At 69.2% G+C, this 19,991-nt stretch carries 23 protein-coding genes; 8 read left to right on the top strand and 15 right to left on the bottom strand.

Annotated features, from left to right (window positions below):
* Nucleotides 1-86 precede the first annotated feature (86 nt).
* The 3 genes from O3Q52_RS25935 (at nucleotide 87) to dnaK (ending at nucleotide 4,481) form a co-directional block, all read left to right on the top strand.
* Nucleotides 87-1,892, top strand: coding sequence for a hypothetical protein (locus O3Q52_RS25935; protein ID WP_269651170.1), 1,806 nt, complete (start codon nucleotides 87-89; stop codon nucleotides 1,890-1,892).
* A 64-nt stretch (nucleotides 1,893-1,956) separates the two neighbouring features.
* Complete coding sequence (locus O3Q52_RS25940; RefSeq protein ID WP_143640927.1) at nucleotides 1,957-2,385, top strand: OsmC family protein; 429 nt, start codon at nucleotides 1,957-1,959, stop codon at nucleotides 2,383-2,385.
* A gap of 191 nt (nucleotides 2,386-2,576) precedes the next feature.
* The gene (gene dnaK, locus O3Q52_RS25945) at nucleotides 2,577-4,481 is read left to right on the top strand and encodes a molecular chaperone DnaK (protein WP_269651150.1); all 1,905 of its coding nucleotides are present in this window, start codon (nucleotides 2,577-2,579) and stop codon (nucleotides 4,479-4,481) included.
* Between the two features lie 168 nt (nucleotides 4,482-4,649).
* Here dnaK and O3Q52_RS25950 read toward each other — a convergent pair whose 3' ends face one another.
* The gene (locus O3Q52_RS25950; protein ID WP_269651151.1) at nucleotides 4,650-5,513 is read right to left on the bottom strand and encodes a helix-turn-helix transcriptional regulator; all 864 of its coding nucleotides are present in this window, start codon (nucleotides 5,511-5,513) and stop codon (nucleotides 4,650-4,652) included.
* Between the two features lie 213 nt (nucleotides 5,514-5,726).
* Between O3Q52_RS25950 and O3Q52_RS25955 the strand changes: the two genes are divergently transcribed.
* The gene (locus O3Q52_RS25955) at nucleotides 5,727-6,188 is read left to right on the top strand and encodes a hypothetical protein (RefSeq protein WP_269651152.1); all 462 of its coding nucleotides are present in this window, start codon (nucleotides 5,727-5,729) and stop codon (nucleotides 6,186-6,188) included.
* A gap of 7 nt (nucleotides 6,189-6,195) precedes the next feature.
* On the opposite strand, the gene O3Q52_RS25960 is transcribed toward O3Q52_RS25955, so the two are convergent.
* Nucleotides 6,196-7,053: a helix-turn-helix domain-containing protein gene (locus O3Q52_RS25960; RefSeq protein ID WP_269651153.1), complete on the bottom strand. Its 858-nt coding sequence runs from the start codon at nucleotides 7,051-7,053 to the stop codon at nucleotides 6,196-6,198.
* 156 nt (nucleotides 7,054-7,209) lie between these two features.
* On the opposite strand from O3Q52_RS25960, the gene O3Q52_RS25965 reads away from it, so the two are divergent.
* Nucleotides 7,210-7,515: a 4a-hydroxytetrahydrobiopterin dehydratase gene (locus O3Q52_RS25965; RefSeq protein WP_269651154.1), complete on the top strand. Its 306-nt coding sequence runs from the start codon at nucleotides 7,210-7,212 to the stop codon at nucleotides 7,513-7,515.
* A gap of 8 nt (nucleotides 7,516-7,523) precedes the next feature.
* A complete protein-coding gene (locus O3Q52_RS25970; protein WP_269651155.1) occupies nucleotides 7,524-8,282 on the top strand; it encodes a class I SAM-dependent methyltransferase in 759 nt (252 codons plus the stop codon).
* Here the strand turns inward: O3Q52_RS25970 and O3Q52_RS25975 are convergent.
* Together O3Q52_RS25975 and O3Q52_RS25980 are read right to left on the bottom strand one after the other, a co-directional pair.
* Nucleotides 8,221-8,727 carry a hypothetical protein gene (locus O3Q52_RS25975; RefSeq protein WP_269651156.1) on the bottom strand — a complete coding sequence of 169 codons (507 nt, stop codon included), beginning with the start codon at nucleotides 8,725-8,727 and terminating at the stop codon, nucleotides 8,221-8,223. The two genes, O3Q52_RS25970 and O3Q52_RS25975, sit on opposite strands and share 62 nt — an antisense overlap.
* Nucleotides 8,724-9,194: a hypothetical protein gene (locus tag O3Q52_RS25980; RefSeq protein WP_269651171.1), complete on the bottom strand. Its 471-nt coding sequence runs from the start codon at nucleotides 9,192-9,194 to the stop codon at nucleotides 8,724-8,726. Before O3Q52_RS25980 ends, O3Q52_RS25975 begins: the two co-directional genes overlap by 4 nt.
* A gap of 718 nt (nucleotides 9,195-9,912) precedes the next feature.
* Here O3Q52_RS25980 and O3Q52_RS25985 point away from each other — a divergent pair.
* Entirely contained in the window at nucleotides 9,913-10,146 is a 234-nt protein-coding gene (locus tag O3Q52_RS25985) for a helix-turn-helix domain-containing protein (RefSeq protein WP_269651157.1), read from the top strand.
* A 75-nt stretch (nucleotides 10,147-10,221) separates the two neighbouring features.
* Here O3Q52_RS25985 and O3Q52_RS25990 read toward each other — a convergent pair whose 3' ends face one another.
* The 3 genes from O3Q52_RS25990 to O3Q52_RS26000 all read right to left on the bottom strand — a co-directional run bounded on the left by O3Q52_RS25990 (nucleotide 10,222) and on the right by O3Q52_RS26000 (nucleotide 12,065).
* Nucleotides 10,222-10,383 (bottom strand): hypothetical protein, encoded by a 162-nt coding sequence (locus O3Q52_RS25990; protein WP_269651158.1) that lies wholly within the window; start codon nucleotides 10,381-10,383, stop codon nucleotides 10,222-10,224.
* The gene (locus tag O3Q52_RS25995) at nucleotides 10,380-10,727 is read right to left on the bottom strand and encodes a DUF6415 family natural product biosynthesis protein (RefSeq protein WP_269651159.1); all 348 of its coding nucleotides are present in this window, start codon (nucleotides 10,725-10,727) and stop codon (nucleotides 10,380-10,382) included. Before O3Q52_RS25995 ends, O3Q52_RS25990 begins: the two co-directional genes overlap by 4 nt.
* Before the next feature lie 87 nt (nucleotides 10,728-10,814).
* Complete coding sequence (locus O3Q52_RS26000) at nucleotides 10,815-12,065, bottom strand: helix-turn-helix transcriptional regulator (RefSeq protein WP_269651160.1); 1,251 nt, start codon at nucleotides 12,063-12,065, stop codon at nucleotides 10,815-10,817.
* Nucleotides 12,066-12,193: 128 nt separating this feature from the next.
* On the opposite strand from O3Q52_RS26000, the gene O3Q52_RS26005 reads away from it, so the two are divergent.
* The gene (locus O3Q52_RS26005; protein WP_269651161.1) at nucleotides 12,194-12,385 is read left to right on the top strand and encodes a hypothetical protein; all 192 of its coding nucleotides are present in this window, start codon (nucleotides 12,194-12,196) and stop codon (nucleotides 12,383-12,385) included.
* A 709-nt stretch (nucleotides 12,386-13,094) separates the two neighbouring features.
* Here the strand turns inward: O3Q52_RS26005 and O3Q52_RS26010 are convergent.
* The 8 genes from O3Q52_RS26010 to O3Q52_RS26045 all read right to left on the bottom strand — a co-directional run.
* The gene (locus tag O3Q52_RS26010) at nucleotides 13,095-13,349 is read right to left on the bottom strand and encodes a hypothetical protein (protein ID WP_269651162.1); all 255 of its coding nucleotides are present in this window, start codon (nucleotides 13,347-13,349) and stop codon (nucleotides 13,095-13,097) included.
* Between the two features lie 48 nt (nucleotides 13,350-13,397).
* Nucleotides 13,398-13,784 carry a hypothetical protein gene (locus O3Q52_RS26015; protein WP_269651163.1) on the bottom strand — a complete coding sequence of 129 codons (387 nt, stop codon included), beginning with the start codon at nucleotides 13,782-13,784 and terminating at the stop codon, nucleotides 13,398-13,400.
* A 15-nt stretch (nucleotides 13,785-13,799) separates the two neighbouring features.
* Complete coding sequence (locus O3Q52_RS26020; RefSeq protein WP_332112943.1) at nucleotides 13,800-14,708, bottom strand: N-acetylmuramoyl-L-alanine amidase; 909 nt, start codon at nucleotides 14,706-14,708, stop codon at nucleotides 13,800-13,802.
* Between the two features lie 11 nt (nucleotides 14,709-14,719).
* Entirely contained in the window at nucleotides 14,720-14,956 is a 237-nt protein-coding gene (locus O3Q52_RS26025; RefSeq protein WP_269651165.1) for a hypothetical protein, read from the bottom strand.
* Nucleotides 14,957-14,968: 12 nt separating this feature from the next.
* Nucleotides 14,969-15,400, bottom strand: coding sequence for a hypothetical protein (locus tag O3Q52_RS26030; RefSeq protein ID WP_269651166.1), 432 nt, complete (start codon nucleotides 15,398-15,400; stop codon nucleotides 14,969-14,971).
* Nucleotides 15,401-15,412: 12 nt separating this feature from the next.
* Nucleotides 15,413-15,736, bottom strand: a complete 324-nt coding sequence (locus tag O3Q52_RS26035; RefSeq protein WP_269651167.1) for a hypothetical protein — start codon at nucleotides 15,734-15,736, stop codon at nucleotides 15,413-15,415.
* A gap of 192 nt (nucleotides 15,737-15,928) precedes the next feature.
* Entirely contained in the window at nucleotides 15,929-19,771 is a 3,843-nt protein-coding gene (locus O3Q52_RS26040) for a hypothetical protein (protein ID WP_269651168.1), read from the bottom strand.
* The coding region (locus O3Q52_RS26045) for a hypothetical protein (protein WP_269651169.1) at nucleotides 19,771-19,991 on the bottom strand (221 nt) is incomplete at its 5' end. The genes O3Q52_RS26045 and O3Q52_RS26040, both read right to left, overlap by 1 nt.

A 19,991-nucleotide genomic window follows, 5' to 3' on the forward strand; every position in this document is an offset into this window, starting at 1 on the left:
GCGCGTTCGTCCGGTGCGCTGCGGCCCGGGACCCGCCGCCGAACCTCGGCACCTGCCCCGTCCGCCCGGCGGCAGGCGGCCCCGCGATGAGCCGTACGCGCAATCAGGAGCAGCCCAAGAAGAAGGACCTGGCCGCGGAGGCGTTCGCCGAGGGGATGCGGCTGGTGCGGGCCAACCGTGCGCTGGCCGCCATCGGGTTCAGCACCTGCCGTCAGGAGGACTGCGAGGAGGCGCCGGACGACGGACTCGTGCGCGTCGACTCCGACGGCGTGCTGCACGTCCACCCCAAGCGCCGGGCCGACCCCGTCGAGTGGGCCTGGGCGGTCGCGCACGGCGCCCTGCATCTCGGCTTCGGCCATGTCACGGCGGCGACGGGCCTGCGCGCCCAGCCCGACCGGTTCGACGTCGCCGCCCGCTGCGTCGTCGTCAACCGCTTCCTGCTGGGCTTCCCGATCGGCCGGACCCCCGCGGACCTGCCGATGTCGTACCCCGACGGCGACGAGGAGCAACTCGCCGCACGCTGGCGCCGCGACGGCATCCCGGCCATGTACGAGCGCTGCGGCACGGCGGGTCCCGAGCCGGACCAGCTCCTGGTGCCCTGGGACAGCTGGCTCGGCGGCCGGCCGCCGGACTGGCAGCTCGCCTTCGCCCACGCGCTGGCCCGCACGGTGGCCACCGCGATGGACATGGCGGGCGGCCGCCGCGACTCGATGCGCGGCGGTGTCACCCCGCGGCAGCCCTGGGAGCGGGCGCTGAGCTGGTTCGTCTCCTCCTACCCCCTCCTCGGCGGCATCGCGGCGGGCATCACGATCGTCGCGGACGCCGAACTCGCCCGCGCGCACGGCATCTCCGTCGCCGCGGTCGACGCCGGAGCGGCCGAGATCTACATCAACCCGCTGCTCCAACTCGACGACGAGGAATGGCGGTTCGTCCTCGCGCACGAGATGCTGCACGCCGCGCTGCGCCACGGCGACCGCTGCGGAGCCCGCGACCCGTACCTCTTCAACGTCGCCTGCGACTACGTCATCAATGGCTGGCTGGTCGAGATGCAGGTCGGCACGATGCCCGAAGGGCTGCTGTACGACCAGGAGTTGAAGGACCTCTCCGCCGAGGAGGTCTACGACCGGCTCGCCACCGACCTGCGCCGCATGCGACGGCTCGCCACCCTGCGCGGCAAGGGCGTCGGCGACATCCTCGGCGGCCCGCTCGGCTCGCCGCGCGACTACGTGGACCTCGACGAGTTCTACCGCCGCGGCCTCGCGGGCGGCCTCGACCTGCACCAGCAGCAGAGCCGAGGCTTCCTGCCCGGCGGACTGGTGGAGGAGATCCGCGCGCTCAGCCACCCGCCGCTGCCCTGGGACGCCCAACTCGCCCGCTGGTTCGACGAGTTCGTGCCCCGCCCCGAGCCGCTACGGACCTACGCGCGCCCGGCCCGCCGCCAGGCGGCCACCCCCGACATCCCGCGCGCCGGACGCTACTTCCCGCCCGAGGAGATCGCCCGCTGCACCTTCGGCGTCGTCCTCGACACCTCCGGCTCCATGGACCGCACCCTCCTCGGCAAGGCACTGGGCGCCATCGCCTCGTACGCCGAGGCCCGTGACGTACCGGCCGCCCGGGTCGTCTTCTGCGACGCGGCCCCGCACGACGCGGGCTTCCTCCCCGTCACGGAGATCGCGGGCCGGGTACGCGTCCACGGTCGCGGCGGCACCGTCCTCCAGCCCGGCGTCGACCTGCTGCACCGCGCCGAGGACTTCCCGCCGGGCGCCCCGATCCTGGTCATCACGGACGGGTGGTGCGACGTCCTGCGCATCCGGCGCGAGCACGCCTATCTGATCCCGCAGGGTTCTTCCCTGCCGTTCACCGCACGTGGGCCCGTCTTTCGCGTGCGCTGAGCCCGAGTGTGATCGGATAGTGCTACGGACCCCAAAACCGGGACCTGATCGAAAGGGATTCATCGTGGCAACCACGCGCTCCGCACACACTGTCTGGGAAGGCAACCTGCTCGAGGGCAACGGAGTCGTCAGCTTCGACTCCTCCGGCGCCATCGCGCAGCAGCCCGTGACTTGGGCGTCGCGCTCCCAGGACGCGAACGGCAAGACCAGCCCCGAAGAGCTGATCGCCGCCGCGCACTCCAGCTGCTTCTCCATGGCGTTCTCGCACGCCCTGGCCGGGGCCGGCACTCCGGCCACCAAGCTCACCACCTCCGCCGACGTCACCTTCCAGCCGGGCGAGGGCATCACGGGCATCCACCTCACGGTGGAGGGCACCGTGCCGGGCATCGAGGAGGACGCGTTCGTCGCGGCCGCCGAGGACGCCAAGAAGAACTGCCCCGTCAGCCAGGCGCTGACCGGCACGACGATCACGCTGTCGGCCAAGCTCGCCTGACCGCCCGTACGTACGACCATGCCGCGCCCGCCACGCGAGGGGCGCGGCATCGGCATGTCCGGGCTGGTCAGTGGCGGCCGGCCTGCCCGGCCGTGGTTGTCCGGGGGCGACTTGGGTATCCGCCCCATTGACAGGAAGGCACTCAAGTTTTGTGATGGTAGGCGTTAGGGCCCGGGCGGAAGGGGACGGACATGGCACGTGCGGTCGGGATCGATCTCGGTACCACCAACTCGGTGGTGGCTGTTCTGGAAGGGGGTGAGCCCACGGTCGTCGCCAACGCCGAGGGCGCACGCACCACCCCCTCGGTGGTGGCCTTCGCCAAGAACAACGAGGTCCTGGTGGGTGAGGTCGCCAAACGGCAGGCCGTGACGAACGTCGAGCGCACCGCGCGCTCCGTCAAACGCCATATGGGCGATCCGAGTTGGCGGTTCCCCGAGAGCGGCACGGTCGACGGCACCCGCTACCGCGCGCAGGAACTGTCGGCGCGCGTGCTCCAGAAACTGAAGCGGGACGCCGAGGCGTATCTCGGCGAGGACGTCACCGACGCGGTGATCACCGTGCCCGCGTACTTCGACGACACCCAGCGCCAGGCCACCAAGGAGGCCGGCGAGATCGCGGGCCTCAAGGTCCTGCGGATCATCAACGAACCCACGGCCGCGGCCCTCGCGTACGGACTCGACCGCGGCGAGGAGCAGACCGTCCTCGTCTTCGACCTGGGCGGCGGCACCTTCGACGTCTCGCTGCTGGAGATCGGCGACGGCGTCATCGAGGTCAAGGCCACCAACGGCGACACCCAACTGGGCGGCGACGACTGGGACCACCGGATCGTCGAGCACCTCGTCAAACACTTCAAGGGCTCGTACGGCATCGACCTCGGCCAGGACAAGATGGCGCTCCAGCGGCTGCGCGAGGGCGCGGAGAAGGCCAAGATCGAGCTGTCCTCGTCCACCGAGACGTCCATCAACCTGCCCTACATCACCGCCTCCGCCGAGGGCCCGCTGCACCTCGACGAAAAACTGACGCGCGCTCAGTTCCAGGAGCTCACCGCCGACTTGCTCGACCGCTGCAAGAACCCCTTCCACCAGGCGGTCAAGGACGCGGGCGTGAAGCTCTCGGTGGTCGACCACGTCATCCTCGTCGGCGGCTCCACCCGGATGCCCGCGGTGACCGAGCTGGTGAAGGAACTCACCGGCAAGGACCCGCACAAGGGCGTCAACCCGGACGAGGTCGTGGCCCTCGGTGCGGCCCTCCAGGCGGGCGTCATCCGCGGCGACGTGAAGGACGTGCTGCTCCTCGACGTCACCCCGCTGTCCCTGGGCATCGAGACCAAGGGCGGCATCATGACCAAGCTCATCGAGCGCAACACGACCATTCCCACGAGGCGTTCGGAGATCTTCACCACCGCAACGGACAACCAGCCCTCGGTCGGCATCCAGGTCTTCCAGGGCGAGCGCGAAATCGCCGCCTACAACAAGAAGCTGGGCGTCTTCGACCTCACCGGCCTGCCGCCCTCGCCCCGCGGGGTCCCGCAGATCGAGGTCGCCTTCGACATCGACGCCAACGGCATCATGCACGTCTCGGCGAAGGACCTCGCCACCGGCCGCGAACAGAAGATGACCGTCACGGGCGGATCGGCGCTCCCCAAGGACGACATCGACCGCATGATGCGCGAGGCCGAGCAGTACGCCGACGAGGACAGGAGTCGCCGGGAGGCCGCGGAGACCCGTAACCAGGCCGAGCAACTCGTCTACCAGACCGAGAAGTTCATCCGCGAGAACGAAGAGCGCATCCCGTCCGACGACACGAAGACAGAGGTCGAGTCCGCGATCGCCGAACTGAGGGCCCTCCTGGAGCAGCGGGAGACCACGGACACGAACACCCTGCGCACCGGCGTCGAGAAACTCGCCACCGTCAGCCAGAAGATGGGCCAGGCCATGTACGCCCAGGCCCAGCAGTCACCCCCACAGGACCAGCCACCCACCGAACAGGCCCCACCGAACGACGAGGAGGGCGTGGTCGACGCGGAAATCGTCGACGACGAGAAGGACCCGACGGAGGGCAAGCCCGGCAACACCACAAAGGACACCCCGACCTGATGACGCCTCGCCCCTGAGGGCCGCCCCTCAGGGGCGCGGGGAACTGCGCGCCCAGCCACCGACGGCCGTCACCCGACAAACAACAGCAGCCCCCACCCACCTAGGGGCGCGGGGAACTGCGCGACCAGCCCACGACGGCCGTCAGCCGACGACCAACAGGCGAGCCCTCTAGAAATCGGCCCGCCGCGCCCGAATCAGATCCGCGGTCCGCCGTGCGCTCGCCGCCCCGGTAGTCATATGGTCCAGCACCTCCAGGTGCGCAGCCACCTCGTTGCGAGAGTCGAGGTACAGCGCCCCGGTCAGATACTCGGTGTAGACCATGTCCGGCAGCTCCGGCTCAGCGAAGCGGAACAGCACGAACGGCGCGTACGTCCCCGGATGCGGCCCGGACGCGAACTCGGCGATCTGCAGCGTGACGCGGTCGCTCTCCACGGCCTCCAGCAGATGGTCGAGCTGCTCCGCCATCACCTCGGAGCGGATACTGACCGGCCGCCGCAGGACCGTTTCCTCCATGATCACCCAGAGGTGGGGCGGGTTCTCCCCTGTCAGCAGCTTCTGCCGGGCCATCCGCAGGGACACATGGCGCTCGATCTCCGCGGGCCCGGTCTGCCCGACCGTGCCCGCCTCCAGGACCGCACGCGCGTAGTCCTCGGTCTGCAGCAGCCCGGGCACGAAGTGCGGCTCGTACGACCGGATGATCGAGGCCGCGCCCTCCAGGCTCACATGCATGCTGAACCAGTCCGGCAGGACGTCGTGGAAGCGCTGCCACCAGCCCGGCTGGTTCGCCTCCTCGGTCAGCCGGACGAACGCCGCGATCTCTTCGTCGGGCACGCCGTACGTCGACAGGAGCACCTGGACGTAGGGAATCTTCAGCGCGACCTCGGCCATCTCCATCCGGCGGATGGTCGCGCCCGTGACCCGCAGGATCCGCGCGGCCTCGTCCCGTTTCAGACCGGACGCCTCGCGCAACTCCTGCAGCCGTCTACCCAGCACCACCTGCCCCACGGTCGGCGCAGGACGCCTTTCACTCACGCCACGCCTCCCCAAGCGCCGAGCATGGCCAGAAGTGTGCCATGTTCCCGCTCAACCCTCACCTGATCCGGAGCGTTGTCATTACCTCGGCGGTAATCGACCGCCACCCGGGGCGCACGTCATGGTGGGTGTACCGGTTTCCGGGCCGGCGCACTTCGGTCCGGGAGCCGGGTCCCACTATTCCGCCACGACCTCGACGGAGGGTGATCCGCCATGTCCGCAACCCAGTTCGCCGCCCTGGCCCGCACCACCGAGCCGCAGACCATGCTGCTCCGCTTCCTGGCGCTCGACGCGGCGGTGACCGGCGTGAACGGCGTCGCCTACCTCGTCGCGTCCGGACCGCTGGGGCGGCTGTTCGATGTCGACTCGGGGCTGCTGCTCGCCCTCGGCCTGGTTCTCACGGTGTACGCGGCGGGTGTCGCGTGGCTGGCCTCGCGCCGACAGCCGACGGCCCTCCCGGTACGGGCCGTGATCGAGACCAACCTCGCCTGGGCGGTGCTGAGTTTCGTCGCGCTCGCCGTGTGGCTGTCGCCGAGCACCGCGGGCGCCGTGTGGATTCCTTTGCAGGCACTGACCGTTGCGGGATTCGCGCTGGCGCAGCACGTGGCGCTGCGAGCCGTGCGGGACGTGCCGGGCGGCGGTACGGGCGGAGGCCGCCGGGGCCTCTCAGGCTGACTGCCTCTCAGGACATCAGCGACTGAAGGTACTTGACCGTCGCCGGGTCGGCCGGGAGCAGTGTCTCGATGGCCAGCTCGGCGACGGTCACGTCCATGGGCGTGTTGAACGTCGAGATGGACGAGATGAAGGACAGCACCCGTCCGTCGTGCTCGATCTGCATCGGCAGGGCGAAGTGGGGGACGATCTCCCCGGGCCCCTCGTCGCTCTCGTTCTCGCTCCCGGGAGAGCCCTCCGAGGGATACGGATACGCCGCCACCTCCTCGTGCAGCGCGCGCAGCGGCTCGGAACGCCGCAGGGCGATGTCCCGCTCCATCTGGGCCAGCAGATGGCCGCGCCACTCCCGCAGATTGCGGATTCTCGGCGCCAGACCCTCCGGGTGCAGCGTCAGCCGCATCGCGTTCAGCGGCGGGGCGAGGAGGTGCTCGGGGACGGTGTCCAGCAGCATCGCGATGCCCCGGTTGGCGGCGACCACGTTGTACGTCGCGTCCACCACGAACGCCGGATAGGGCTCGTAGCCCTGGATCAGCCGCTCCACACCCTCGCGCAACGCGTCCAGCGCCGGATCGTCGAGCGGGGTCTCGGGGTAGCGGGGCGCGTAACCGGCCGCCAGCAGAAGGGCGTTGCGGTCCCGCACGGGCACGTCCAGGTGCTCGGCCAGCCGCAGCACCATCTCCTCGCTCGGCCGGGAGCGGCCCGTCTCGACGAAGCTGATGTGCCGCGCCGACGACCCGGCCCGCAGGGCCAGCTCCAGCTGGCTGACCCGACGCTGCTCCCGCCAGCCGCGCAGCAGCGGACCGACACCCTTGGCGGACGTGGCAGCCGACGTACTGGTGGACGGGGATGCGGACGCGGCGGCGGTCATGCACCGACCGTAGTCGATGCGCGCCCCGGGAGTCGATGAGCCGCCGAGCGGCCGAATGCCTACCCCGCCCGTTGCGCCGAACGCGCCTGACCAGGGACGGGACGGCCGGACTGTGGCACGCTGAAGAGATCCGGACGTCATGGAAGGAGCGCGATCATGCCCCCTGCACCGCTGTCGCAGAAGGAGATCGAGGACCGGCTCGCGGAGCTGCCCGGCTGGTCCCTGGACGGAGACCGGCTCGCCCGCTCCTACCGGCTCGGCTCGCACTTCGCGGCGGCTGCGCTGGTCGTGCACATCGCCCAGGTGCAGGACGAGCTGGACCACCACTCCGACCTCACGCTCGGTTACCACACCGTCTCCCTCACTGTGAACACGCACAGTGTGGGCGGAGCCGTCACCGAGCTGGACTTCGACCTGGCACGCCGGGTCGAGGACCTCGCCGCCGGGCACGGCGCACATTGAGCCCACTGGTGTTCGACTACGACAAGGAAGCCGAGCGGTACGACGTGTCCCGCGGCGGCGAACCCCGTGCCGCCGCGGCCGCGAGCGCCGTGCTCGGACTGATCCCCGAGGGCACGGGCAACCTCCTCGACATCGCCTGCGGCACCGGCATCGTGACGCGCCGGCTCGCGGAGGCCGGTCTCGACGTTGCGGGCGCCGACGCGGCGTACGGCATGCTGCGGCGGGCCGCCGAGCGCGTACCCGGCCGCGTGGTCCTCGCGGACACCCGCCAACTCCCCTTTCCCGACGCCTCGTTCGGCGCCGTAACGGCCGTCTGGCTGCTGCACCTGCTGGACGACGCGGAGCGGGTCGTCGCCGAGGCGGCCCGGGTGCTGCGGCCCGGCGGTGTCTTCGTCACGACCGTCGACAAGGCCGCCTCGCACGACGTCCGCAGCGACATCGACGCCGTGATGGCCCCGCGCCCGCGCCGCGCGGCCCGTGACCGCGACGACCTCGTGGGGTCCTTCGCCGACCGGCACGCCCTGATCCCGGCGGGCCGGGCGTGCTTCCGCGGCTACGGCCAGGGCCGGGCCCCGGCACGGGCCGCCGCCGACGTACGGCGCGGCTGGTACACACTGCTGCCCCCGGGCGCGCCCCTCACCGAGAAACTCGCGCAACGCCTGGAACAGCTCCCGGACCAGCATGTCCCGCGCCCCGACCCGAAGTTCAAGCTGCGGGCGTTCCGGAAGCCGGGGCAGGCGATGAGTTCGCCCCGAGCCGGCGGGTGAAGTCCATGACCCAGTTGGTCACCCACGTCTTCTCGCCGTCCACGGAGAACGCCTGCTCCCAGCGGGCTGTTGTCGCCGAGATCCCCAACCACACGAACCGCACGCGTACGTCCTTGCCATCGTGTGTGTCATCGCCGTAGAACTCGCCTCGCCCGTCCGTGAATTGGCCGATCACGGGTGGGAACAGCCGGCCACTGCGACTGCTGGACCAGTTCAGCGACCACTGCCCGGTCTCGCGGTCGCGCAGCCGCAGGGTCAGCCCCTTCCATCCCTGGCCGGGCACGTCCATCTCGTCGATGTTGCCTGCCCCGTCGAACAGGCTCCAGCAACGGTTCGTGGCCGGGAACTCCTCCCATTCGCTCCCGGCGTCCAGGAAGTCGGTGCGGCGGTGATGGGCCACGTCCCACTCGCCGACGAAGAAGTCGAAGTCGTGCGGCGTGCTCATGAACGGTCTCCAGTCGTGCCCTCGGGCAGGCAGTCGGCCATGTAGGCGTCGAGGTCGGGGGCGTCGGGCGCGAGCATGTGCCGTACCCAGGCGTCGCGTTCGTGCAGGATCGGCGGCAGCTCCCAGACACAGCCGATCCACGGCAGGTCGGGGGCGATGAAGTGCGTCGGGTCGCGGTCCGGACAGCCGAGCACCGGCTGACCCGCCGAGGCACCCTTGAAGTGCAGGACGTTGTCCCACACCCAGCTGTACACGTTCAGGTAGGCGCCGTCGTCGGCGCCCCGGTGCAACACGACGAACGTCGCGGGCGGCGTGCCGTCCGGTTCGGGCAGCAGCTTGGGCAGCATCGCGTACGCCGCCTCCTGGACGTCGGGCGCGATGCCCCCCGGGTCGGTGGTCACGTGGTAGCGCTTGATCCGCCGCCCCGCCACCTCGATGGGCGGCGGCACGGTCAGCAGCTTCTCCATGAAGTTCTTCGAGGTCTCGGGGCTCTCGGGGCTCTTGGAGGTCATGAGAGGACGCTAGGGCCGCTTCACTGACATCTTCTGTCAGGCATCCCGTGGGGAATTCGGCAGGTCAGCGGCTCACCTTGGCTGATGGGCGGCGGGTTGTAGCTCTAGTCAGCTTTAGTTAGCCCGAGCTGGCCTCAGTCTGCAAGATCTATTCCCCATCTGTTCCCCATGGGATACGGCGAGCGGCCCCCGACGTACGCACGTCAGGGGCCGCTCTGCGTGAACCAGGGTGGGGCAGCCACCCGGGGAGGCGGACAAGTCCCCACCCTGGCCACTCAATCCAACGCGTGCACCGTGCAACTGTCACGGGCGCATCTGTCACTCATTCGAGCGAGTTTGAACATTATTCAACCGTGTTCGGACATAGACCATCCGCCCGTCGACAAGGGGGTGCTCACGACGGGCGGACGGCCGTTCGTGACGCCGGCAGGGTCCGGGGCGGCGTCGGCCTTGGGGTAGCAGAGGCGTTCTCCACTGGAGTGCGGAACACAACATGCCGCGAGTGTGTGCACACGGCATGGGCCTGTGTTCTATTCGCACGGGGTGCGTTCTGACTACACGCTGTTCAGCTGTACGTAAAGGTCGACAGGTGCTCCACCTGCGACTACCCAAGATCGCAAGATTTACCTGGCCCGGTAAAGACTCTGAAGCAAGATCGTTCAAACGTTGTCGCGTGCCACTCGATCCCATGCCCGACTGGGTACCGCCCCGCCGCCGGCAGATCGGGGAAGCCATCCGCACCGCCCGCCGTCACGCAGGCCTCTCCCAGCTCCAGCTCGGAGAGCGCGTCGGCCGCGACCACAAGACGATCCACCGGTACGAGGTTGCGGCATCCGTGCCGACGCTCGTCGACTTACTGCTCATCGCCGACGCCTGCGACATCCCGCTCGCCGACCTCGTGAGATGACGAGCGGCCGCCCGGGGACGACAAGGCGGCCGCTCTCCCGCAAGCCCGGCACGCGGACCACACCGGGCACGGGGGTCAGTGGGGTATCGAGTCCTGCGACGTCTGGATCGGCACCGGCGTACACGGGTCGACGTGCCGGTACACGGTGTCGCCCCCGTAGCTGGACCCGGCGATGGTGTGCGTCGTGTACTTCTCGCCGTCCCGGATCGACCGGTCGCAGCGTCCACAGATTTTCACCGGCCGTCTCCTGGCGAGACCGCATACCGGGCGAGTGCACCGCACTGCCGGGCCAGCTCGCGCACCTGCATAGCCGCCGACCGGAGGCCGTTGCCGGGCCCGTCCTGGAGGGTCCGCTTCGCGTCGTCGACGACACGCTGCTGCAGGTACCAGTCCGTCGTGCCCTTGTTCAGCTGGTCGGCCTGCTCCTGCACGACCGGGATCAGACGCTCTATCTCCACACGCAACTGCTCGTCGAGCTGGGTCACGCGGAGGTGGGTGGGCAGAATCCCGGCCGCGGCTAAGCCTTCCTCGATCAGCTCGGTGAGGCTGTCGGGCTGGGCTTCGGTTTCTCTGGTGCTCACGGCGAGCTCCCCGCGGTCGTGGTGATCCGTCTCACACACGAGAACGTAAAGGCCCCCGAACCCCACCGAGGACCGGAATCCGGTCCCCTACGCCGCGAGGATCCCGACCTCCACCGCCAACTCCGACGCACGCCGCCGCCGCTGAGCCTGCTTCGACTCCGCCTCCTCCAAAATGATCCGGCGCGCATAGCCGTTGTACCGAATCGTGTCCGGAGCCGCCTCGTACGCCTTCTGCAGGGTGGCGATCGCAACGTCCGGCTGCCCGTCCAACTGGTAGCCGCGGGCCTCCTCGATCCGGTGCCGGGCCCGTCGCGGCTTCGACTTGATGACCGTCGTGTCGGCCCGGGCCGCCTGCCGTACGGACTCGCCGCCCTGGTGCAACTCCACCGCAACCGTCACCGCGTGGGCGCCCATGATGGCCTGGCTGAACGAAGTGATCGGATGGTAGTAGTCGGCCGGCAGACGGTCGGCCATCGTGTTCGCCTTGTCCCAATGCCGCCACGCCGTACCCGTGTCCCGCCGGCGGGCCGCCGTGTAGCCGAGCTCGAATTCCAGCGCGCCCGCGATGGCAAGGACGTCATCGGACGCGTCGGGGAGGAGGGGGTCGAGGAAGCGGACCGCCTCCAAGTTGATGGCGTCAGCCGCGTCGAAGTGCCGGGCGCCGGAGTCGCGGTGGGCCTGCGCCAGCAGCCATGCCGCCACGCCGATCGCGTGCGGGTCCCCGGAGTCCTGGGCTGCGACCATGCCGCGTTCGGCAACACGCCAGAGGAGGGAGCTGTCCGGCTGGTAGGCGATGAAGAACTGGCTGAGGCTGTACGTCTGCGCGAGGAGAGACTGCGCGGCGCGGCGTTCGTTGCCCGTGTCTGCGTGCCGTACGAGGGCCTCGGCGTCGCGGATCAAAGTGGGCAGCAGTTTCCCGATGGCCTCGCGGTGGTTCTTCGCCCCGTGCCGTGCTTTCCACGCCGCGTGCAGGCGTGCTTCCAGGTGGGCGACCGGCGGGGGCTCGATGCTGGCGCCGAGGGAGAAGCTGTCGATGGCTGCCTTCACGGCGGCGAGGCGGGGATGGCCCGGGCCGACGAAGAGGTCTACGTGCATTTCTGGCAGGCCTGTCAGGTCGGCGAGGTCGCGGACGCGCAGGGCTTCGGCGATGCGCATCACCATGTCGATGCCGGGTGCTTGCTGCTGCCCGTTCTCGATCTTTTTGAGGGTGTGGGGGGATACGGCGATGAAGTCGGCGAGTTGGGCGCGGGTCATGCCGCGGCGTTCGCGGAGGACTTGGACTCGCTGGCCGAACTTCAACGGGTCGGCGTATGGGTCCGGGGTAGCATCTACAGGCACGGTCTCGCCCCTCCTCTGTACAGCTTCGTCACTGTCAGGGTATGGGGCGGGACCATTCTCATGTGAGGGCTTGGTATTCGCGGCCACCGCCATGAGTGATGCGGGGCTTGGATCGTTAGGCTTGGGCTATGCCCTCCACCCCCGTGAGCCCTGGTTCCGTACGGTCTGCTGCCGTCGTGAACGAGGAGATCCGCGCGCTGTGGGATGGCGGCCGGGGAGACCCGCGCGTGCAGCTCACAGGCGATGTGCGGGCCCGGTACGAGGAGCTGTACGCGGAGTGGGTGGCAGCCGCGCGGGCCGAAGTCGTCGAAGCGGCCTGAACTACTTCTGGCCTACTACTTCGTCCCAGACTGGTAGATCACGCGTACACACGCCGCTGCGGATCCAACCCGGCAGCCAACGGAGACGACGGCTCCTCGCCCGGGTCGGGGGCGCCATCACGACGACACACCAACGCATCCGGATCATCAGCCGGGGCCTGCAACGAATAGCCGTCCGGACACGACGGTCCGGCCGGGCCCCGCTCGCCTGTGTCGCCCTTCTCTCCGCGTTCGCCCTGGGGGCCTGGGACAGTGGAGTCCGCACCTGGCGCACCCTGGGGGCCCTGAGGACCCGGCACCGTCGAGTCGGCCCCGTCCGCCCCGCTGCTTCCGTCGCTCCCATCGCTTCCAGAACTGCCCGGAGATCCGGAAGGCCCGACTCTCCCCGGTTCGCCCTTCGGGCCGGGCGGCCCCGGGATCGGCACCGGCACCTCCGCCCGATCCGGCAAATCCTCCACAGCCCGTGACGGATCCGGCGCCACCGGCGTCTTCCCCTCCGCCTTCACCTGCTCACGCAGCGCCCGCACATCCCCCGCCAACGTCGACACCGCCTCCCCCCGCAGGTTCGCCTCAGCGATCGCAGCCTCCCGCGTGCTCGACTCCCGCTGAATCAGCAACAGCGACAGCAGCACACCGCCTCCGAGGAACAGCAGGGCAGCGGTAATCCACAGCAGGTGACGGCTACGGATCAGAGCCCTCTCCGTGCGCGTCACGGGGTCCCTCCGAGCTGCTGCACCAGTAGTCGCAGGCGCGCGATCTCCAGCTCGGCCGTGGCCGCGCGCACTTCGGCGGCGGCTTCCTTCGCCTCCGCTTTCTCCAGCCGCGCTTCCAGGCGGCCGGTCAGGCTGTCGAATCCCGTCACTGCGTTGCTCTCCCGGGTCGCCCGGTTGGCGCCGCGCTGGCCGTACATGGCGGCCGCGGTGGCCAGCGGCGCGGCCACGAGAGCGGCCAGAGCCGTCACCATGGCCGCGTCCACGCCACCACCTCTCCCACGGCGTCTTCACGGGACAGGTCAGGCAGCCTTGGCGTGCGAGCCGCGGTCCATGGGACTCGACTGCTCGATCCGTAGCGCCGCGACCGGGGCCGTCACCTCGCGCCGTACGAAGAACGCGACGGCGCCCTCGATGGCCAGCATCCACAGGGCCTGCTGCTCGGCCGACATGTTGAGGCCGAAGGCGAGGAACAGGGCGATGCCCGCCTGGCCGAAGTTGACGATGGCGGCGAACGCGGCGCCGTTCTTCAGGATGAAAGCCTCGGCGATCGCGACGACGCAGGACAGGAACACCATGATGGCGGCCTGCCGTTCTGCGGAGACGTCCCAGCCGTAGGCCGAGCTGAGCTTGAGGGCGACGGCGATGAACGCCAGGATCGCGACCGGTTCTCTGCCGAATACCTTCATGATCCGTTCCTTTCGTCAGGCGACGACATCGAAGCCGTGCTTCGCGCCGAGCTTCTTCAACGAGGTCATCCCAGGGACGCCATCAGCTGCGCTGCCGCTGTAGCCGAGGCGCCGTTGCCACTGCGCGTACGCATCCCGAGTCGACGACCCATACGAACCGTCACCCGCATACCGCTTCGCCAGCAGCCCCTCCGCAACCAGCGCCGCCTCGACGAGGTTCACGCCCGCCATGTACGTGACGTGCCCCTGCCGCGCCGGAGGATCCGCCTTCGCCGCAGCCACGAGCCGCGACAGATCTACGCGGGGCCGCGAAGGCGTCGGCGGCACCGGCAGACTCGCGCCCGGCTTCACCGCCAGCTGACGGCGCACGTCCGTCCGGAACACGTCCATGTCGAAGCTGGGGTCGATCTTCCCCGGCTGAACCTCCTTGTGCCCAGCCACCGACCGCTCCGACCAGCCGTGGAACCGACAGCGCGCCGCAGCCCACAGCACCGCCTTCCAGTACTGGTCGACTGGGTACGGGTCCTTCCCGTCACCCCGGTTCTCCATCTCCAGCCCGTACAGGCAGTCGTTGCCGTCGGTGTCCGCCTCATCGTCGCGAGGCAGCGGAGACTTCTCCGCCATCAACGCCCGGATGACGTCACCGTCGACGAGGCCGGCGTGGTTGGCGCGGCCGTGGCCGAGCGCCCACAGTCCGGTGGTCTTGCCCAGCCAGTCGTGGCAGAGCGGGCCGGGTAGGCCGGGACGCCCGTTGAAGCACAGCTCGCGGTCGTTGTGCCCGGCGGTGTGGTGGATGAGGACACCCACAACAGGGCCGAAGCTCTTGCCCGTCGCATCGTCCCGGTTGTTGGTTTTCCAGCCGGGATGCTGGTGGACGGTGAGGCCCTCGGCCGTGTCTGCAGCCAGCCGCTCAGTGACCGTCATCGGGGTCGCCATCACACACGCTCCGGCAACGCGTCGACCGCGGCCCGAACCATGCAGTCCTTAGCCTCCAACAACTTCCGCAGCCCGGCCGTCAACTCCGGCCCGTCCGGCAACGCGCCGATCATCTGGTCGGCGAGCTCCTGGAACGGACGGCTCACCTCCTGCAGGTGGGCGGGCAGGTGCGCGTAGCTGAAGTACTTTGCGACGTGCGAGGTACCGGGGTGCCGGCCGCTGTACGGATCACTCATGGTCAAGTCCTCTCAGTAGTCCCAGGTCATGCCAGCGAACTGGGCATGCTCGACCGCCCAGGGCTCGTGGTGGTCGTGCCACACCTCGACGCCGACCGGTTCGTTGGCCTGGCCGGCGAACTGCCACGTGGTGGTTTCCCAGCTGCGGCCCGGTGTGACGGGGTGGTCGGCGGCGCCGGTGTCGTCGCGGTCGCCGTGCGGATCGCGGATGAAGCGGCTCATGAACTGCCGCTGCCGGGTGTCGCCGTCCGGCAAGGTGATCGCCGCCCACCGGATGTTGCGGGACCAGATGAAGTCCCCGCCGAACGGCGGCATGATCAGCGACAGGCTGCGCTGCATGCCGCGGTCGTTGCGGATGGCCTTCTCGAAGGTGAGCAGCGTCCACGTGTTGGGCGGGACGGTCTGCGTCGCGTTGCCGCGGTAGAGCTTGCACTGCGTCGCCATGAAGGCCTCCCTCTACGCTGCCTGGTACTGGCCGAAGATCCTGATGGTGTCGGTGTTCGCCCACGTCCACGGACTGACCGCGTCAATAAGACCGGAGTTGGTGATAGCGACAGCGTCCGGACGGCCGGTGCCTGTCTCCAGCTCCATCGTGGTCGTGGTCGTGATCCGGGCACGGACACCCGCACGGCCCAGGCTGGTCCCGACACTCGTGTCCTGAAGCTCGCCGTACCCCACGACCAGCATCGTCTCGTTGGCCGTGACCGGCAGCGAGAAGCGCCAGTTGTCGCCCGTTCCTCCACCGCCGAAGCTCGTAGTGGAACCGAATGCGATTTCCATACGGAAAGAGACGTTGTTTCCCGTCCGCGAATACGACCCGGTGACGGTCGCATTCCCGAACGAGGGAGTGTTCGCGCCCGTGGATGTGGTCCAGACGGGGGTCCACGCCGCCCAGATCGCGGTGATCTCATTCAGGCGGCCAGCGGTGATCCGTTCTCCGGCGCGCCACGCTGCGACAGCCATGCATCCTCCTCAAAGAGACGTGTACGCCGGATAGGCCAAGCGCAGGTCTGCGCTGGCCGTGTGGGTTTTCGTGACCCCGTTGATGGAGCGGATCACCGTGAACGTCTGGGGGGACAGCAGCTCGACGTTGTCCCAGGACACGATCAGGTTGGCGTTGGTGTTGGCGGTCTGCCTCACCGACCGGCAACCCACATTCGAGCCCGAGGTCAGCGCGCCCTCGGTGACTTCGATCTGCCAGCCCGGCGCCATCCCCGCCACCGGCCACACCCGCGCCTTCAACGCCGACCCGATCACCTGGAACTGCAGCCGGAAGAACGCGAACGCCGAGTGGGTGAGCCGGGTCGTGTACGAGCCGAGCTCCGTCTCCACACCGGCTGCCCGCTTACGGATCGACAGGGTGATGACCTGCGCCGTCGAGATGCTCAGCTGCGCGAGGTAGCAGTTGTCGCCGTCCACCGCCCGTGCCGCCAACGACACCAGCTGCGGGCCGCCCGTCGCCAACGCGGCCGTCGCAATATCCGCCTGCAGCAGAGCATCCGTACCCGAGATCGGCGTCAAGTCCAGGCGGGCCACGTCCACGGCCGTGAGCCGGTGAGCGCCCTCCGTACCCGTCGTGTAGTGGTCGGCCGCCACGCCGCCGGTATTGACCCACGCGCTGCCCCTCGTGGGAGTACCCCACGTCGACGCGCTGGCCGTGCGCGTGAACGTATCCGCCGTGGCGGACTCGACACCGATGACGCGCGCCACCTCCCCGCCGACCCGCACATCGAAAGGAAACTCCGCAGGGCTACCGCCCACGGGCCGGATCATGACGTGCGTGCACCACAGCACATCCGTCGACGGCGGAAAGTCCGGCACGGTCGCCGCGGCGTTCGCGGTCACCGCCCCCACCGGCGCCGTCGCGGTGAGTTCGAAATACGTCCACTCGTGCTTGATGACGTGCTCGTCATTCGACGATGTGGACAGGTAGCCGCCCCCGTTGAACCAGTTCAGGTTCAACGCCACCGTCCGAGAGGTAGCGCAGCGCAGCCAGCCCGACAGCGTGTACTGCTGGCCCACCGTCACCGCGACCTGCTGGCCGCCCGCGTTGGGATACTGCTCCACCCCGTCCGGGATCATCTCCAGCGCCCACGACCCGATGAACTTCGGGTTGCCGGGCATCGCCACCCGGGCGATCGTCGCGCCGAAACCCGACCAGCCCGTCGTGTCCGTCTGAAAACTCGTGTTGCTGTTCAACGGGGCCGGGGCCGTCACCCACACCGGGCCCTCCGTCACCATCACATCGGCGGCCGCCTCCGTCGTGGTGAGATCCTCCGCCAGCTCACTGCCGTCCGTGTCCGCCCGGTCATAGATCCCGTCCCCCTCAAACGCCACCGAGTACGGGCCGGCCGGGGTGCAGTTGAACGCGACCGTCCAGGTGGACTGGTCCATCACCTCCGAGTAGCCCTGGACGTGCAGGTCGATCGTGTCCGGCGGCAGCCACGCGGGCGGGTTCGCGATCTGAAGGCGCGATCCGATGTCGACGCTCGCCGCATCGTCGATGAGCTCAGGGGCCGCGGCCAGGTTCACGGTCACGACCGGGAACCGCAGCTCGTCCCACGTCCCCAGGTGCAATTTCCAGCCCGCATGGAACGCAGGCTGGGTGTCGTCGTACAGAGGCAGCGTGTGCGACGAGTCGTACAAGCCCACACCCAGTGGCGGCGCTTGTGTCGACAAAGTCCCCTCGTCGAGGGTCAGCCGCGCCGACGAGCCGGACGTGCGCTGCACGGTGACGTCGTTGGTGAGGCCCTGGTCGTCCTCGACGGGATCGAGCGGAGTGACGAGACCGTCGGCGCTGTAGTCGAGGACCAGGTCCGGGAGCTGGTTGTAGAGGGAGCGGCGCTGGACGTAGCGCAGGCCGAGGAGGTCCCGCTGCTCGCACAAGATGCCTTCGTCCACGCCCTCCGCCTGCCGCAGCAGTTCCAGGATGGCGGAGCGGGTCTGCACGCCCATGCGTTCGTCGCCGACGCGGGTGGCGTACGAGTGGAAGTCCTCCTCGAAGCCGAGACGGTGGATGCGTGAGGCGGCGATCTCGCCGTCCCAGCCGACGATCGGACCCAGCGTGTTAGCGAACGCCGTACTCGACGTGGCCACCGCGAGATGCCCGACCGCAGTGCCGTTCATCGCCGCGTCCTCGCCCAACCGGATCTGCGTGACCCGGCCGAACGTGTACGAGTTCAACGTGGCCGACACCGACGTGCCGGCCCCCGTATCCATCGTGCTGTCGTCGATGTCCAGGACGAACACCGACCAGTTGATGTTCGCCCCGCTCTGGGTGAGCTCGACACCGATGGACTGCCGAAGGCCGTTGACTGCGAAGCCCGTAGCACCGGGGTTGAGGACGGTGGCGCCGTCGGCGTCGTACGCCTCCAGCTCCAGCGATCCGGCCGTCGTCACATACAAGGACCATGTGCGCGCAGTGCCGGTCGTCGTGAACGACAGCAGGCGCTGCGTCGACACCACGCCGCTGGCGGGCACGTGCACGAACAGGCGCATGAACAGGTCGTTGGTCGTTGTGTAGGTCGGCATGTTGACCCGCAGCGACCCCGTACCGATCTCCGGCAGAGGCGCAGACGCGGCCCAGTCCGAGTAGGCGGCCGGAGTCACCGTGCCCGTGATCCGCAGGCCGGGATGCCCGGAGATCGCCGAAGCTAGTTCGGTGGCCTCCGCTTCGTCTTCGCCCGGCCAGTAGCCGACGATCGACGTACGCGACGGTGCGGTGAACTCCCTGTACACAGGCGATTTGGCGGGGACTGCACCTTGGCCGAGCCTGCGGAGCAGCCCGGCGGCTTCGACCTCGCAGACGACGTCGAGGCCGCCGGTCTCCCACCGGCTGTTCCAGGAGTAGATCTCCCCGACGAACCTGATTTTCCTGTTGCTGATCTCGGTGTTGCCCGCGACCGTCCAGGTGCGGCCCGCGTCGTCGGCGAACGACGCCGTACCGGATGCCTGCTCGGAGAACCGCGGGTCGGCCACTACCGTACCCACGTCGCCGATCCCGGAGCGGATTTCCGCGGCGTGGACGTAGCCGATGGCCTCGGTGTACACCGTGCTTGTCGAGTCGGCGAGTCGCACCGGCGCCGACCCGGAGAAGATGCTCGTGGCGCCCGCGCCGGTGACGGTCTCGCCGAGCTTCGCCCACACCCCGTCGATGCTGTCCGAGGTGTAAAACTCGACGTCATGGCCGCCGAACCCGTTGTTCACATCCAAGGTCGCGCGCACCGCCAACCGCCCGGAGGCGGGCACCGGGAGGAGTTCAGTGGACGACTGCGTGTTCTGGGTGGAGCCGTCCGTCGACCACTCCAACATCAAGTAGCCCTCTTGGACGTACAGGTTCCACGACCGCTGCCCGAGCGTGCTCTTGCCAATCAACTCGGTGCGGCTCGATACGGCGAACCCGCCCTCGATGATCGTGTAGTCCGCCAGCACCCAGTTCGCCAGCGTCCCGTCGAACCGCACATCAAGATCGCCGGTGATGTCGAGGACGCCGGTGTCCGGGGTGGAGATGAAGTCACCGACCGCACCCGGCACCAGCGCGGCGACCGCCCCCGACAGCACCGACACCCGGCACGGGGTGTTGCGTCCGATCTGCCCGTAGTACGGCGACTCAGGGTTCCTGGGGCTGTACTTGCCGTCCGTGTTGGACAGCGCAAACGAGCAGCGCCCGTGGTCGACCTGCTGCCCCCAGTCGGAACGGCCGCGGCTGATGCGGATCTGCTGCTCGCGGCGCGCGTCCGGCGTGATGCTCGTCCACGTGGTGCCGTCCAGGCTGAGGTCGACCTGGATCGGGAGGATCGTCTCAGGAAACGCCATCAGCCCCGCCCCCGCCCGAGTACGTCCTGGACGTTGCCGCCGCGGCCTGCGATCTCCTTGCGCATCGGGTCGAAGATCTGCTGAGCGACGACCCTCCCGTCCAGGGTGATCGTCTGGTGGACGATGACCGGCTGCATCCCGCCCGCAGCGGCGTCGGCCCGCTTGGCCGCCATCGACCCGCCGCGCGGAACGTTCAGCATCGACTCCCACGCCGGCGTCA

Source organism: Streptomyces sp. ActVer (assembly GCF_027270795.1).
Lineage (GTDB): Bacteria > Actinomycetota > Actinomycetes > Streptomycetales > Streptomycetaceae > Streptomyces > Streptomyces umbrinus_A.